We start from the raw sequence: 15,813 nt of genomic DNA, 5'->3' as shown, positions 1-15,813 counted from the left end.
GACTGACGAACATGACCGTGATCCCCCAGCTCTCCGCCGCTGAGATCGCGACGCTGCGGGCGCAGGTGGGGACGCGTTCGACGGAGTTGCGGCAGGAGTTGGCATGGCTCGATGCGATCGACGCGGTGCCGCCGCCGCCCTCGGCTCCGCCGCAAGTGTTGAAGATCGTCGTCTTCAACGCCGAGCGCGGCAACCGCTTCGAAGGCATCTACTCGTTGCTGACGACGCATCCGGCGTTGCGCGATGCCGACATCCTGCTGCTCAATGAAGTCGACTGGGGCATGGCGCGCTCGGGCAATCGGCACGTCGCCCGCGAACTCGCCGCGCGGCTCGGGCTCGGGTACGCGTTCGCGATCGAGTTTCTCGAACTAACCAAAGGCGAGGCGGCGGAGTTGGACGTGCCGGACGAGAACACGTGGAGCTTGCACGGCAATGCCATCCTCAGTCGCTGGCCGCTGCACAATGCCCGCGTGCTGCGACTCCCGGTGCGCTGCAGTTGGGCGGAAGGCGCGCAAGCGCGGATCGGTGGACGTGCCGCGCTGCTCGCCGAGATCGACACCGCGCGCGGCCCGCTGACTCTGGCCTGTACGCACCTGGAAAATCGCACCACACCAGACGGCCGACGCGATCAGATGCGCGCCCTGCTCGACGCGCTTCGCAACCGCCCGCGCGCCATCATCGGCGGGGACCTCAATACCTCGACCATCGATGCGGGTGAAACCGCGCAGATCTTCGCCGTGCCGGAATATCTGCGCGCGGAGCCGCAGCGCTTGCGCTGCCCGGAGCCGTACGAGCCATTGTTCCGGGACGTGCGCGCGGCGGGGTTTCTCGTCGACGAAGTCAACGCTCCGGCCGTGCCGACGAGTGTACCGATGGGGATACTCGACCCGACCTACTGGTTGAAACTCGATTGGCTGTTCGCGCGCGGACTGGAGCCTGTCGGTTCACCGCAGGTGATTCCCGCGCAGTGGAACGGGGCGCGGGTATCCGATCACGATTTGGTGCTGACTGAGTTCAACTGTGGGGGGTGAGGGCCCAGCGCGTCGCGACATCGCTGCGCGCTGGGCCCCCCGTGGGCTTACCGAGGATTACTCTTCGTCGAGGTAGTACGAACCGATCAAGATGAACATTTCGTTCTCGGTGCTCTCACCGCCAGTGATCGGGCATGCGTCGCAGAAACCGTCGTTGGCGCCTTCCGCGGTGTCGCAGGTGTGGTGATCCTTGGTGCCATGACATGCGGCTCCGACCTTACCCTTGGTGCAGGCCACGGGCGTGCACAGGCCGAAGGTATTGCGGGCGCTGTCGGGCACGTGCGATCGGCGCGTGACGAAGTCGGGGTCGGGTGAACCGTCGCTGTTCATGCCGTTGTTGTAGAGCGAGCAGAAGTGCAGCGTGCGCTGCACGGGATCGGGCGAGTCGAACATCAACGGCGGGTTGAACGTAGTATCGACCGGATCGTTGTAGACGAAACTCTCGTAGAGTTGGGTGCCGTCGGACAGAGCGATCGTAAAGTGCTTGCCGTGGCGATGGGTGTGCGACGACAAGTTGAACAGCCGGGCGCCCTGCGGCAGCACGAAGTCGTTACAGATCGTCTGGGTCGTGTACGGCGGCGCGTTGGCGGCGAAAATCATTCTCGTGTCGAAGATGGGTCGCACTGAATGGCGCGGATCCTTGGCGAAGTAGTAGTTCAGCCGCGCGTGCATCATCGTGTCTTGGTCGGTCAAATTGAAGGCGTGCGAGTTCCAGTACAGGACGCCTTTGGTGGGAATCTGTGCGTACACCCCGGGGATGTAGTGGGTGTACGACTGCGCCGTTTGCGAACCGCCGATGGCGTAGAAGGACTGCCCGCCTACTGACGGGCCGAAGCCAATGCAGGCGAACGACTGGCGGATCTGGCTGCGGCAGAAGCCGTCGGTGCCACAGGCGTGAACATCCGTCGGATCGCAAGCGTCGCTGTCGTGCGCGCCGCCGCTGCACGTCCAGTCTCCCAGCGAGGGATCGTTGATATCGTCAATCGAGCCCACGTAGCGGTTGAGAATCAAGTGATGGCTCTGCGCGTCTTGGCGCAGCTCGCTGCTGTCGAACAGGAACGCGGTGCCTGTAGCAGGATCGAGAAACTCGGGCGGCACTTGCTGACTGATGTCGTAGTACGTGGCGAAGCAGATCTCGTGCTCGCTATGCGCCTCCAACTTCCATGGCGGCATCTCGAGTTGAATGCCTTCGCCGGTCGCCGGCGGATCGAGGGGTTTGATAACGATCGGTTCGGGTGGCGGGAGGCAAGCGCCCAGCAGGGCCGCTGTGCCTTCCACGGTGCCGGTCTTGGGTGCGCCGTTGAGGATCCATAGGCGAACGATTTCGAGTTCGTCCTCGCTGAGCGCCGGGAGGCCGTTCGGCATCGGTGCACCGGAGATCTGCGTGCCCGGAGGCAAGATGCTCGGTTTGGTGGCGGCCGCGAGCTTGAGGAAGAGATAGCTGCGGTCCTTGTCGCCGGGGCGTATGCGATCGAGGCTGCTCTCGCTGGAACCTACCTCTATCAAGTTGTCGTAGGCTACATCAGATCGGAGGTCCAATCCGCCTTGCTGTGCCGCGCCGTGGCAGGCCGACTCGGTGCAGCCGCGACGTTCGAAGATCACATCCTGAATTCCGGCGAAGGTGCTGGCGTACGCCTTCGGTGCATCGGCGCACTGTCCCGATACCACGGTGGTTGCGGTGGCGGTCGGGGTATTCGGCACCGGTGTTGCGGTGTTGGTCGGCACGGTCGTAAGCGTAGGAACGTTGGTTGCGGTGGCCGGTATAGCGGTTGCGGTTGGGACGTTGGTTGCGGTGGGTGGCACCCGCGTCGCGGTGGCCGTGGCTACTGGAGTGGCCGTATCGACGGCGGCGCCGCCACCATTTCCATCACCGCCATCACCACAGGCCGCCAACCCCGCGCACAATGCCACGATCAGGACATTTGCCGAAGTCTTCAATCCCACTCGCACGAGGTACGCTCGCATAGAACCCCCATCTTCCAGGTTGAGCCAACCTACACGAATGTTGCAGGTCCGCCAAGCGAAGTTGGCCGGAAGGGCAAGCTCTGGCGCGCGAATGGTCGGTGGCGCGTCTGAGCGGCGCGGCACGGACTCCGGAGGTTAGCTCGGCTTCTTTATGATCTCATCGATCATCGCACGGAAGCCTTCCGGCGACCGGTTCATCAGGCGCTTGCCGTTTACGAAGATGGTCGGTGTGCCGGTGACCCCGACGTCGTTGCCGAGCTTAATTTCGTCTTGGACCTGCTGCTGAATCTCCGGGGACTTCATGTCGGCTTCGAACTTGGCGGCATCGAGGCCGATCTTCTGGGCGTACTCCTTCAGCTTGTCGGCTTGCAGAGCCTTGTTGTTGGCGAACAGTTGATCGTGCATCTCCCAGAACTTGCCTTGCCTACTCGCGGCCAGTGACGCCTTCGCCGCGTCCATCGCAAACGGGTGCATCGGCAGCGGGTACTGCTTGTACACGAACTGCGCGTCCTTCGGGTACTCCTTGAGGATTTGGTCCACCAGACCGGCGGACTGCGAGCAGAAGGGTCATTGGAAGTCAGAGAACTCGGCGATGATCACCCGGCCATCTTTAGCGCCTCTCACCGGCGATTTGGCGATCGGAACATCGACAACCTTGTTGGGGTCGACCTGCGGGCGCGCGCCCTGCGGTGCGGCCGGACGCGCGTCAATCTTCTTTTCGAGGTCGTTGAGCTTGGCGAGGATCTGTTTCTGCTGGCTACGCAGTTCGGAAACATCGTCAGCACTGGGGCCACAAGCAGCCACTAGTGCGAGAAGTGCAAGCGGCATCGTGCGCTTTATGCGACGCATAGTTCGGGCATCCATACTCTTACGTCCTCCTCTCGGACAGGAACCTAACAGGAGGCTCCTTTACCTGCCCCGGCCGTTCGTGACAAGTCGGCGGGACCGCTCGCAATGAAGCGGACGATGGACCGACCCTGTGGCCGGTCCATCGTCGCTTGCTCACGGGTTGCAGATCAGCGTCAACCCGTCGACGTCGATCAATGTTCGAGGCGAATTTTGGTACGAGCGCTCGAGGGTGCGCAGGTACCCACGACCGGCAACCGGGTGCGCGATGGTGCCGCGCACCGGGACACGGATCGAGAACGGCGCCGTGCATTGGCCGGTCTGCGGCGTGTCGATCGGCAAGATGACTCCGGTCGCGCCGGTGACCGGATCGCGCAGGTCTTGCAGCGCCTGCACCAGGTTCGTGTTGTTGGCGGGATCACGCGTCGCGTTGGGCAGAAGCACCCGCACCGGATCGGCCACACCTTGTTGAATGCAGCCCGGCAATTGCGGGTCGACGTTGTTCAGGCACGCCACCACGTGGAACTCGCAGGTGCGATTGCTGCCGTCGAGGTCGAAGTCACAACTGGCGTTGTTGTTGGTGCAGCTCTGGATGTAGTTGCGGCGCCCGCGGCGATCCGCCCATGGCGTGTTGGTCGGATTGACCACTGCCCATTCGAGCACGCAGGCGCGATTGTCCGAGACGGTCGAACCAAAGACGTTGCCGGGGATCAGCTCATAGCGACACGCGGCGCTGCAGCCGTCGCCACTGATGTTGTTGCCGTCGTCGCATTGTTCGCCGGCATTGAGATAGCCATTGCCGCAGCCGAGTGGCTGACTGGCGGCGTCGGCGGGATCGGAACCGAAGTCGAGCTCGTCACGATCGAAGAACCCGTCTTCGTCGCGGTCGACGCCGACACGAAGGCCGGAGCCTGGTGGTACGCAGGTGTAGGTGAGCTCCTGGCCGGCGGTGCTGGCGCGCGTGCGCAGCGCGGCGTCGCTCAGCAGTGGCTCGGCGACGCGATCGCTGCGGAACGTGCCGGCTGCCGTGCGGTACCAGCCGCGCGACTCGCCTGACACGGTGCCCTTGACGGTCAGATCGCACTCGTTCGCTGCAGCGCGCGCGATCAGCAAATCAATGCGCGGCCCGGCGACGCCACCGTTGCTATTGGTGAGGGTGATCTGTTGGCCGACGATCGGGGCGAGATTGCTGTCGAACGCAAACATGAATTGCTCGACTTGCCGCCGTTGCGGATCACCACCGGGGAATTGGAAGACCGCGCCGCTGTGAAAACGGAAGAGCGTGTCGATGGCGCCATCATGCAGAAAGCCAAAGCCGCGCACTTGATCGCCTTGGAACGCGGGACCACCGCCAGGGCCTGACAGGAAGCCGAACATGCCGACCTTTTGATAAAGGTTGCGCAGGTGCGGCACCTTGAAGTGCTGGGTCTCACCTTCGAATGTTGAGCGGCCGTCGCCGCCGAAGAAGCCGAGGCTCGGATTCAGTACGTGACAACCGTTGCAAGGCTGGATCGTGTCGGAGATCGGTCCGAAATAGAAATTGCGCCCGGCCTGTTGATCTGGCGTGAGCCCGTTGTTGAGCGCCCGCACGGGATTGGGCGGGTAAGTAACTTGCAGGATGTAGTCGGTGAACGCCTGAATCTCGGGCGAGGTGAGCGGGCCGCTGCGGCCCAGCAGTCCGGCGAAGGCGACGTTGAACTTCTTGAACGCCGCGTCCTCGTCGAACGCGCCGCTGTTGGGTTGCACGCTCGGCGCGTCGTTGCCGCCTGTGCGATCGCCGCGCCAGTGCATCGGGCCGTGGCCGGCCATGCCGCGCAAGCTCTGCGTCGTCATCGGTCCTTTCATCGGATGGAAGTTGCGATAGAGCGACGGCGGATTGTCGGGGAATGAAATGATGAACGGGCCGGGGTTGTTGAGCAAGTTATCGTCGGGATTTCCGAGGTCCCACGCGAGACTGTCGAAATCGCCGAACACGTGACAGCTGGCGCAGGCGGAGTCGCCATGGCTGGAGGTGAACGACGCGTCGAAGAGGAAGCGCCGGCCATTGACGACGCTGGCCGGCTCCGGGTTGTGCAAGGGCAAATGCGCCTTTTCGGTGGGAGGCGCCGCGTTCGGGCACACCACCGAAATCGAGTTGTCGAAACGCGTCGACACGTAGAGACAGTTGTTGCTCTCATCGAGCAGCAAGCCGCTCGGGCCGCCACCGCTGACCGCGTATTGGTTTGCGGTGTCGGGTACGAACGTGTCGGCCTCGATCTGGGCAGTGGTGAAGTGACCGATCTTACTCGAACCGTACGCGGCGACCCACAGGTCGACGCCGTTGGACGACACCGCCATGCCGAGCGGGAAGGCCAGGCTCTTGGCGTTCTCGGTCGCGGGACCGGGGACCACGGCGTAGTTGATGTGCTTGTTCAAGTGGCGCGCCTGCGCGCTGCCGCCGGCGAGCACGCTGATGCGGCTCTCGTGCAAGTGGCCGCGCACGGTGTGGCCAGCCAGAATGCCGGGGCCCTCGAAGCGGTTCTCATTCAAGGCTTCGGTGTTGGAGACGTAAACCTTCCCGTTCACCGGGTTCACCGCCATGTTGAACAGCACCGTGCCGACGCCGGCGTAGAAGCCGGCGTTGCCGGCCACCGGGACGGGCGGATTGGCGGTGGCATCGAGGAGGAACACGTCTTTGTCGGGCAGGCTGAATCGCACCGCGTTGTTCCAGTTGCGCCCGAGTTCGTCTTCCCACGCGCTGGTGTTGGGATTGAACTTCACGACTAAGCCGACTTCCGGCTGCGGTCGGTTCTCGACGTTGACGTTAGGGGCCGGCAATCCGCCGGGCATCGAGAGGCCGCCAACCGTACACGGGACGGCGCCCGCGCCACCGTTGCACACAAACGCTTCCGCGACGGTGGTGGTCTGATTGCCGGAATGAAAAGCCGCCGCATAGACCGTGTTACCGTCGGCGCTGACCGCCAGCGCGCGCGGCGTGTCGGCGAACAGCGTGATGATCGTCATCGGCGTCCCGCCGAGCGCAGCGCCGAGGTTGGTAGCGTCGAACACCCAGACATCGGCGCGTCCGGTGCCCGGGGTGGTGAGCTGCGGGTCGTTGGGATTGTTTTGTCCGCGATGCGCCGTGGTGATGAAGGCGCGATTGCCCCCGGGGCCGGCGAACACAATGTCACGCGGTTCGTCGCCGACCAGCAGCGTCCGCGTCACTCGCGGGGGATTGGCGCTGAGATCAACAATCGAGACGCTGTCGGACAGATGATTCACCACCCACAGCTCGGTGGCGTTGCGTGCCGCCACTGCGGCCGGCTCCATGCCGACCTGCACCGAGCCGGTGTGCGTCAGGTAGTTCGGCCCGCCGACGTCGTAGATCTCGACTCGGTTGTCGGGCGTGTTGATGGCGTAGAGTTTGGTGTGGTCGGGTGAAAAGGCGAGGGGACGGACCTGCCCGGTCTCGAACTCGACAAAAGACGCGGCGCCGGCGACACCAGCGCTAGCGAACAGCAGGCTGGTAGCACACAACAATCGGGCACCTACTCGTTGCAACGATCGGAACTCCATCCAAACCCCCTCTCGGCTTTGCGACATTGGCTTCACCGCCTTGGGCTTCGCGGCATCGGCTTCGCGCACAGTTATCCTTGGTAACACGGGCTTCCGGGGTATGACAATGTAATTTCGCGCCAAGTGGTCAGAATGTGGGCTTTGCGGCTTGCTGGGTGTCTCTCGGTACTCGGCCCATCGCGCTCAGACCTCCGCCAAATTGGCTTGCAAAAGTTGACCCATGCAGTTTACAAGCAGCAGATTGCCAGCAGCGGGCGTTGCGGTCATGGCGGAGCTATGTCAGGGGCAGCGGGGCCGGTGCTTCTGATCCGAGAGGTGTGCGTGCGTGAGCGAGTCGTCGAAACATACCGTCGTGGTGATCCCGACCTTCCGGGAGCGTGAGAACATCGGCCGCATCATCCCGGCCGTGTTGCCGGCCGTGTTGCCGGCCGTGTTGCAGCAAGATGCCGGCATCTCCGTGCTCGTTGTTGACGACAACTCGCCTGACGGGACTGCCGACATCGTGCGCGAACTCGCAGCCGCCAATCCGCGGGTGGCGCGCTAGTGGTGTAACGTGACGCGACTGCGAAGTGTGTGGATCGTGGGGTTCGCCAGCGGGTGGGTTGCAGCATTCGGTGGGTCAGTTGTGCGTGCGGAGGACGCCACGCCGACAGTGTTAGCCAAGGAACTCCAGCTCGCGCCCATCCAGTTTCTGCCGGCGAACAGCGGGGTGAGCTACGTCGTCGAGCAGGGTGGGCTCGGACGGCTCTGCGTGACCAAGGGTGCGGCGTACTTTGTGGCGACCTTGCCGATCGACGGGACCGCCGTCGTCGAGCGTATCACCGCTCGCATCAAGGACCGTAACCGCGAGGGCTTCGGCATGATGTCGCTGGCGCGCCGAGCGCTCGATTCATTCGAGGTGCTGGGCATGACGCCGCTGTCGATCGGCACCGGAGACGGTGAGGATGAGGTGGAGAGCCTCACAACGGCCAGCTTCGCTCCGCCCACGATCCCTGGCCATGGCGGCACGTATGTCCTGCAACTGGTGCTGACCAGCCCCGGTGTGTGTCTCTATGGGGCCAACGTCGCCTACCACCTGCCGTGAATGTCGTGACTGTCCCGCGTTTTTTTGGGGCGTGCGTACTGTTTGCGGTCAGCGGGTGTCATTGGGAAGAGCCCGCCGCGCGCCAGTGCCTCCTCGATTCGCCGCCAACGAGCTCGTCAGTCACTGCGGTCGTACCAGCTACGGTTGCAGGCGATACGCGGCCTGCGATCCGCTTGGCACCGGGAGCGCAGGTTTCATACGAGGCAAAGATCTCCGGGCGACTGCGTTTGGCATTCGCGGCGGAACAATCAGTTTCAAGAGAGAATACGCTGGAGCTAGAAGTCAGTGTCTCAAGCAACCTGGCAACGCCTGCCGTGCATCTCGCGACCGTGGCTGTCGCGACGAACCTCAGGTGGCAGACGGTTGCGGTTGGGCGCGGCATCCTCGCGGGCCAGCGACTTACCTTCTCCGCGCGTGGGGAGCCGCAGGGACACGTTCTGCTCGCTGATCCTGCAATTGAGCCGGAGCCGCGCCAAGCCAAGCCTGACCTTGCAATCGTCGTGCTGATCGACACGCTGCGAGCCGATCATACGTCGCTGCTGGGATACCACCTCGCCACTACTCCGGCGCTGGAAGAATTGGGTCACGACGGGATCACGTTTGTTGATGCTCATACTCCCGCGCCATGGACCAGACCCGCCGTCACATCGTTGTTGACGAGCCTCGACCCCGATCAGCATCGGGTGGTCGATCGCGTGGACAAGCTGTCTCCAGAAATTACTACCTGGGCAGCGGTCGCACGAAGAGAGGGATTTCAGACCGTCGCAATCAGCACGAACCCAAACATTTTACCGCTGTGGGGCTTGGCGTCTGGTTTTGGCAGATTCGTCGATTCGGACTCCGAGCACTGGGGGGGCAATTCCGATGCGCGGAAAGTCTTCGCTCTTGCAGAACGCGCAATCGATGAAGCGCAACTTCCGCTGTTCCTCTATCTGCACGTAAACGATCCGCACAGCCCATACGACCCACCGGTGGAATCGGCGCGACAACTCTTTCCCGACTATTCGCCAAACAGCCCTGGCCGAAACCCCGCACCGACGGATTCAGATGCAGTGATACGCGCCTCGATTCGTCGATACGACGGTGAGATTCGGCACGCTGATTCGGCGGTTGGCCGGTTTCTAGAAGAGCTGCGGCACCGCGGTCTCTATGATGATGCGGCGATTGTGGTTGTGGGCGACCACGGCGAAGAGTTTAAGGAACACGGCGGTACGTTTCACGGCAAGACCGTCTATGAAGAGCTCCTCCACGTCCCGCTCATCATCAAGCTTCCCAAGCAACGCAGTGCGGGGCGGCGCATCAATGGCTTCGTTTCGCTCGTGGATGTTCTGCCGACACTGGCCGAGACGTTTGCGTGGCCACCTCCACCCGGGATCGAGGGCCACAGTCTGTTGAACCTAGTCGATGGTCGCGGCGCGGCTCGACCGCTGATGACAGCGTTTACTCAGCTTGATGGGACGTTCACGTATGGGGTTCTCGCTGCCGGCTATAAGCTAATCCGTAAAGTGCGGCCGGAGCAGGCAACACTGCTCTTCGACCTAGGCACTGACCCCGGCGAACAGCGGGCTATCACACAACCTGTGCAACAAGCTGAACTGCTGCGCTTGCTAGAAGCACGCTTCTCCAGGGCGCAAACAGGATGGCACATCAGAGTGTGCGGTGGCGCTACATCGCAGCGCGTGAAGTTGGACATCGATGCGGTCGATGGCAAAGTTGAGCCGGTCGGAATTGAATCTGACGACCGTATCGACGGACCTGACGGCGCTCATCAGGCTCACCTTGAAGCCGTGGTTGGCCCCGTGACGCTACAGCGGGAGTCCTTTGGCAAGTTGATCGATGTCACTCGTCGCGATCAAGACGAAATAGTGTTTCAAGCCGTTCGGCCGACGCTGCATGCCAATACGCTTCCGAGCGGAGACACGCCACAGATCCGAGTCGGTCGCGACAGCGTCGCCGCCGGCGGCTCGATGGTCGTGCTTGACTTACCGGGCTCGACGATCCCACCAACCGAGGCACCAGAGTGCTCTCCGACGGCCTTAGATCCAACTGTGTTCGTCTGGTACATCGAGCCGCCGGCTGCGGCTGAGAAAGCAGAGCCCGACGAGTCAACCCGCGAGCGGCTTCGAGCACTAGGTTACGGAGCGGACTGAGCTTGCAAACCTTCGGTTACCCAGCTTACAAACCTCCGTTCGCCGCTGAATGAGTATGAGTGCATCGTCGCCACAGACCACCGTCGTGATCCCGACTTATCGGGAGCGGGAGAACATCGGAAGCCTGATTCCTGCTGTGTTGCTGCAGGACCCCGGCATCTCCGTGCTCGTGGTCGACGACAACTCGCCCGATGGCACCGCCGACATCGTGCGCGAGATCGGTGCCACCAACAATCGCGTCACGGTCCTCAGCCGCCCCGAGCCGCAGGGCATCGGACCCGCTTACAAAGCCGGCTTCAAACAAGCGCTGCAAAACGGTGCGGACTATGTCGTCCAAATGGATGCCGACTTCTCGCACCCGGTCGAAATGCTGAGCGAGTTTCTGCGCCACATCCGCGACTACGACATCGTCCTCGGCTCGCGCTACCTCAACGGCATCACCGTCGTGAATTGGCCAATCGAGCGGTTGTTGCTGAGCTACTACGGCAACTGGTATTCGCGATTCGTCACCGGCTTGCCTAACCGCGACGTCACCGGCGGCTTCAAGTGCTGGCGACGTGAGGTGCTCGAACGCATTCCGCTCGACCGTGTCCGCTCTAACGGGTATGCCTTCCAGATCGAGATGACCTATCGGGCGTGGCGCCAGGGCTACCGCATCAAAGAAGTGCCCATCATCTTCATGGACCGCACGACCGGCGACTCCAAAATGAATAAGCGCATCGCCCTCGAAGCGCTGTGGATTGTGTGGTGGTTGCGCATCGCGGATCGCTTGGGGCGGCTGTGAGACGGGAGACGTTGGACGTGAGACGGGAAACGGAAGACGTGAAACGGAAGACGTGAGACGCTAAACGTTAGTGGTGAACGGTATGGAAGACGGTAAGGGGTGAACGGTAAGGGGTAGAGTGTTAGTGGTGAACGGCAAAGCGTAAGTGGCTCCGACCCCTCACCCCTGACCATCCTTACCCCTAACCCCAGCCCCCTACTCCGACCCCTGGCATGCGTCATCTCCTGATCTTGAACGAACGCGACATTCGGCATCCGAACGCGGGCGGTGCGGAAGTCAATCTGTTCGAGGTGACGCGCCGTCTGGTGGCGAAGGGGTATCGAGCCACGTTACTGTGCACGCGTGTCGCCGGTGCACCCGCAGAGGAAGTGATCGACGCTATCCGCATCGTGCGCATGGGCAACCGCTTTACTTACTACTTGCGCTTGCCGACGCAGGTGCGGCGCCTGCTCACGCCGGACACGGTGATCATCGAGCATCTCTGCAAGCTGCCCTTCTGCTCGCCCGTCTATGCTCGTGCACCGGTCCTGCCGATCACCCATCACTTGTTCGGGACGACGGCGTTTCGGCAGGTACCGTGGGCGGTCGCGGCGGTCGTGGTCGCTTCCGAATGGTTGATTCCCTACGTCTATCGCGATCGCGAGTTCATCGCGGTGTCACCCAGCACGAAATTGGACCTCATCGCGCGCGGCATCCGGCGCGAACGCATCCGCATCGTGCCCAACGGCGTCGACTGCGCGCGCTTCCATCCGCCGGCACGCGAACCGGACGGACCGCCCACATTGCTTTGCCTGGGCCGGGTCGAGCCCTACAAACGCATCGACCTGATCCTGCGTGCGTTCGCGCAAGTGCGCGCGCAGATTCCTGACGTGCAGCTCATCATCGTCGGCGGCGGCACCGGTCTGGCTGCCGTCCGCGGCGACGTGCAGCAGCTTGGGTTGAACGCGTCCGTCACCTGCACCGGCTTCGTGAGCGAGGGAGAGAAGATCAGCGCGATGCACACGGCGCATCTGGTCCTGAACGCCTCCGAGAAGGAAGGGTGGGGTCTCACGGTGGTGGAAGCCGGCGCGTGCGGCATACCGACGGTGGCCGGCAACGTCCCCGGGCTGCGCGACGCCGTGGTCGACGGACACACGGGCATCTTGATTCCGCACGGGGATGTCGCGGCGCTCGCGCGTGTCACCGTCGACGTGCTTCGCGATCACACGCGTCGACGTCAGCTCGGGCGCGCGGCGCGACGCTGGGCGGAGCGGTTCTCGTGGGACGGGGTTGCCGACGCGACCGCGCAGTGCATCGAGGAGATTGCCGGCGGAGAACCGCAAGGCGAGCGTATGACGTGGTTCGAGAACGACTCGGCGGTGGCGTCTGGTGGGTAACGCGGCCGCCGAACCGCACGGTTGGCGAGAGTGGCTGGATTGGCGGGCGTGGCTCGTGGCCGGCCTGGGTGCAGTCTATTTCGCGAGCTTCGTGCCGTACGGCTACAATCTCGGCGAAGACGGTGATGTCGTCTATCTGATCTACCGGACATTCTCCGGCCATAGGCCGTACCTCGACTTCGGCAGCGGATACACGCCCGGATTCTTTTACTTCAACGCGCTCCTGCTGCAGCTGTTCGGAGCCAACATCTTGGTGCTGCGCTGGGGATTGGTGGTGGTGAACACGCTGACGCTGTTCGGCCTCTATCGTCTGGCGCGCACGCTGATGCCGCCGCTGTTCGCCGCCCTCGCGCCGCTCGCGTTCGCGGCCCTGCTGCCGGTGTTCCCCGGCGAGTTCGCGACCTTCAATATTCCGTACCCAGCTTGGTATGTGGTGCTCACTTGGGTGGCCAGTACGCTGGCGTTGATGCGCTGTGTGCGCAGTGGTGCCGCGCGCTGGGCGCTGTGGGCCGGGGTGCTGGCAGGAATCGGCTGCGCGTTCAAACCCAACACGGGCGCCTTCAATCTCGCGGCGCTGGGGCTGACGCTGGTGTGGCTCAGTGCAGCGAATGGTTCACGCTGGCAGCGGCTGTTGTGGTGGACTCTGCTGGTTGGAGTCACCGCCGCGATCGCCGCCGTGTTTGGCTTCCGACTCGTGAATCGCGACGCGCGCCTTCTGCTGTGGCCGGTCTTTGCGCTGGTTGTGGTACGGGCGATGACGGCGCGGCGAAAAATCCCGCAGGCGCTCGACTCGGCGGCGTTTCCCGCCGCGGCGCTGGCGTTGCTCGGCGGGTTCCTCGCCGTCACGCTGCCGTGGATGCTGTACTATCTTGCCCAGTTGGGCACCGCGGCATTCATGCGCCAAGTGCTCTTCATCGGCAGCGGCCACGAACTCTTCTTCTACATCCCGATCCGCGCGCTCGACTTCGGTGATGCTGCGATGCTGGGTGCCGCCGGCGCCGCGCTGGTAGGTGGCTGGGCGATTCGCCGATCGCGGATCGCGCCGGCGCGCATCAGTGCCGCGGCGCTGGTGATCGCTTTGGCGGCGGTGGCGACCGTCCTCGCCATTGCGCCGATGCCGGAAGGACCATGGCTGGCGTTCATGCAGCGCTGGCAACACGTGAGTTTCGGTGTCGCGCTGTTGGTTCACTGGGCCGGCGTCGTCGTCGCCGCGGGCACGATCACGAATACGACTGATCCGACGGTAGATCGGCGCGGGCGACTTGGGCTGGTCGCGCTCGCGATCGGCGCGCCCCTCTTGTATCTCAGCATCTACCCACGCAGCGACTACTTCCACTGGGTACTCACCGCACCACTCACGCTGATGCTCGGCAGTTGGTGCTACTGGCGTCTCGCACGGCTGTGGTTGGGGTCGACGCGTTGGGCGATGGCTGCAGCGCTGCCGGTCTATACGATGATCGTGGCGCTGGCGGCGCCGAACGTGGTCGTGGCGTGGCGACTGCAAACGTCGAATCCTTCCGCGCTCGCTCAGTTGGACCTGGCGCGCGCCCCCATCGTGTTGGAGCGTGGACGGCGCGAACGCCTGCGGACACTGCAGCAGACCGTGGAGTTCATCCAACACGCGACAAGGCCCGAGGATACGCTGCTGGGCTTCCCCAATTTGCACTTCATCAACTTTCTCTCCGGCCGGCACACGCCAGCCCGCTACGGGCACTTTCATCCTGGTTGGCCCGATCACATCGTCGAGGCGCAGATCATCAACGCGGTGCAGGCGCGGCGCACGCCCCTGATCGCTTTCGGCGATGTGCAGCTCTTCATCGGCCACGCACCGCTGTACTACTTTCTCCTGCGGACCTACGTGCAACAGCACTATCAACCGATCGCTCGCTTCGGACGCTTTGATCTCCTCCGCCGGAGAGGGATGGACGGCGAGAGCGATATGGCCACGGTGACGGAGGCCATGCGCGGCGATGCCCTGCCTGCCGAGACGATGCACGGCAACGCGATCCAGGAAATGGATTGCGCGGCGGCTGTCGCGTGGGCCGAGGCCGAGATGCCCGATAGCGGAACCGCGCTCACCCCATGCTGGCATGAGGTGAACGATGGGGCGCTGCAAGGTCGCGCGCTGGTGGCCGCGCGCGCGACGCGCGACGCTGACACCGGCCGGCAGCTCGCCGAAGCGCTGCGTGATGGGACGCTGGCGGGACGCGTCGCCTTGCTGGCGATTCGGACGATCGGCGAATTGGCTGATGCCACCGCCCTGCCGCCGCTGATTGTCGCCCGCGAACGACTCGACGGTCGCCCGCGTGATGAGCTCGACACCGCGTTGTTCAATATCACGCTGCGCGCAGTGATCGGTGCATACCTGTTCGTACCGAACGATTTAGGGGCTACCGCGGTGCGCGACGATCCACATGCCGGCACGGCTGCGCTGGCTTGGATCGCCAGCGACAACGATCGGCTGCGCCTGGTCGGTGCCTGGATCGCTGGTGTGCGTGGCGAGTCGGCGGCGGCAGATGACTTGCGGCGCTTGATTGCCGAGGACGAACTCGGCTTGCAGCTGGTGGCCGGCGACGCGCTGGTGCGCCTGGGTGTACGCGACGGAGTGGTTGAGCCGTTGCTGCGCGGCTTGACCCACGACGAGATGTTCCTACCCAGCGTGGTGTTGGCCTGGAGCCGCGCTCACCCCGACGCAGCGCGCGTGCGGTTGGCGGAGACGTTTCGTACTGGTAACGACAAGCAACGCGAGACGATTGCGTTCATTGCCGCGGCGCTCGGTGACGCTGCGTACGAAGTCGTGTTGCGCCCTGGACTGAGCGACGCCGCGCCCCGGGTTCGCTGCGCCTGCGCGTGGAGTTTGGGATATCTCGGCGTCACCGGCGCGCGGGCTGACCTGGCGCGAGTTGCAGCCGACGATCCGAGCGAACAGGTTCGCGAGTTTGCGCGCGACGCGCTGACATGGTTGGAGCAGGGCCGCCCATGATGCGCCCCCATGATGCGCCCCCGTGATGCGCCCTCAAGA

General features: G+C 63.7%; 10 protein-coding genes and 2 pseudogenes. 7 read left to right on the top strand and 5 right to left on the bottom strand.

What is annotated here, in order from left to right; translation table 11 throughout:
* Positions 1-11: 11 nt before the first annotated feature.
* Positions 12-1,031: a hypothetical protein gene (locus HYR72_14255; GenBank protein ID MBI1816136.1), complete on the top strand. Its 1,020-nt coding sequence runs from the start codon at positions 12-14 to the stop codon at positions 1,029-1,031.
* A 57-nt stretch (positions 1,032-1,088) separates the two neighbouring features.
* Here the strand turns inward: HYR72_14255 and HYR72_14250 are convergent, their stop codons facing one another.
* The 5 genes and pseudogenes from HYR72_14250 to HYR72_14230 form a co-directional block, all read right to left on the bottom strand.
* Positions 1,089-2,996 carry a hypothetical protein gene (locus tag HYR72_14250; GenBank protein MBI1816135.1) on the bottom strand — a complete coding sequence of 636 codons (1,908 nt, stop codon included), beginning with the start codon at positions 2,994-2,996 and terminating at the stop codon, positions 1,089-1,091.
* 135 nt (positions 2,997-3,131) lie between these two features.
* On the bottom strand, positions 3,132-3,536 hold the full coding sequence (locus HYR72_14245) for a thioredoxin domain-containing protein (GenBank protein MBI1816134.1): 405 nt from the start codon (positions 3,534-3,536) through the stop codon (positions 3,132-3,134).
* Between the two features lie 27 nt (positions 3,537-3,563).
* Positions 3,564-3,845, bottom strand: a complete 282-nt coding sequence (locus HYR72_14240; GenBank protein ID MBI1816133.1) for a hypothetical protein — start codon at positions 3,843-3,845, stop codon at positions 3,564-3,566.
* A 708-nt stretch (positions 3,846-4,553) separates the two neighbouring features.
* Positions 4,554-4,646, bottom strand: a pseudogene (locus HYR72_14235) (DUF4215 domain-containing protein).
* A 6-nt stretch (positions 4,647-4,652) separates the two neighbouring features.
* Positions 4,653-7,397 (bottom strand): annotated as a pseudogene (locus HYR72_14230) (hypothetical protein).
* A 325-nt stretch (positions 7,398-7,722) separates the two neighbouring features.
* On the opposite strand from HYR72_14230, the gene HYR72_14225 reads away from it, so the two are divergent.
* The 6 genes from HYR72_14225 (at position 7,723) to HYR72_14200 (ending at position 15,774) form a co-directional block, all read left to right on the top strand.
* Positions 7,723-7,941, top strand: coding sequence for a glycosyltransferase (locus HYR72_14225; GenBank protein MBI1816132.1), 219 nt, complete (start codon positions 7,723-7,725; stop codon positions 7,939-7,941).
* 9 nt (positions 7,942-7,950) lie between these two features.
* Positions 7,951-8,481: a hypothetical protein gene (locus tag HYR72_14220; protein ID MBI1816131.1), complete on the top strand. Its 531-nt coding sequence runs from the start codon at positions 7,951-7,953 to the stop codon at positions 8,479-8,481.
* Between the two features lie 227 nt (positions 8,482-8,708).
* Positions 8,709-10,631: a sulfatase gene (locus HYR72_14215; GenBank protein ID MBI1816130.1), complete on the top strand. Its 1,923-nt coding sequence runs from the start codon at positions 8,709-8,711 to the stop codon at positions 10,629-10,631.
* A 55-nt stretch (positions 10,632-10,686) separates the two neighbouring features.
* Complete coding sequence (locus tag HYR72_14210) at positions 10,687-11,415, top strand: polyprenol monophosphomannose synthase (protein MBI1816129.1); 729 nt, start codon at positions 10,687-10,689, stop codon at positions 11,413-11,415.
* Between the two features lie 212 nt (positions 11,416-11,627).
* Positions 11,628-12,791: a glycosyltransferase family 4 protein gene (locus HYR72_14205; protein MBI1816128.1), complete on the top strand. Its 1,164-nt coding sequence runs from the start codon at positions 11,628-11,630 to the stop codon at positions 12,789-12,791.
* Positions 12,784-15,774, top strand: a complete 2,991-nt coding sequence (locus HYR72_14200) for a glycosyltransferase family 39 protein (GenBank protein ID MBI1816127.1) — start codon at positions 12,784-12,786, stop codon at positions 15,772-15,774. The genes HYR72_14205 and HYR72_14200 overlap by 8 nt, the downstream gene beginning before the upstream one ends.
* Positions 15,775-15,813 lie beyond the last annotated feature (39 nt).

This window comes from Deltaproteobacteria bacterium, from assembly GCA_016178705.1.
Lineage (GTDB): Bacteria > Desulfobacterota > Binatia > HRBIN30 > JACQVA1 > JACOST01.
Note: the sequence above shows the minus strand (reverse complement) of the source record. Positions and strands in the feature narration are given on the sequence as shown.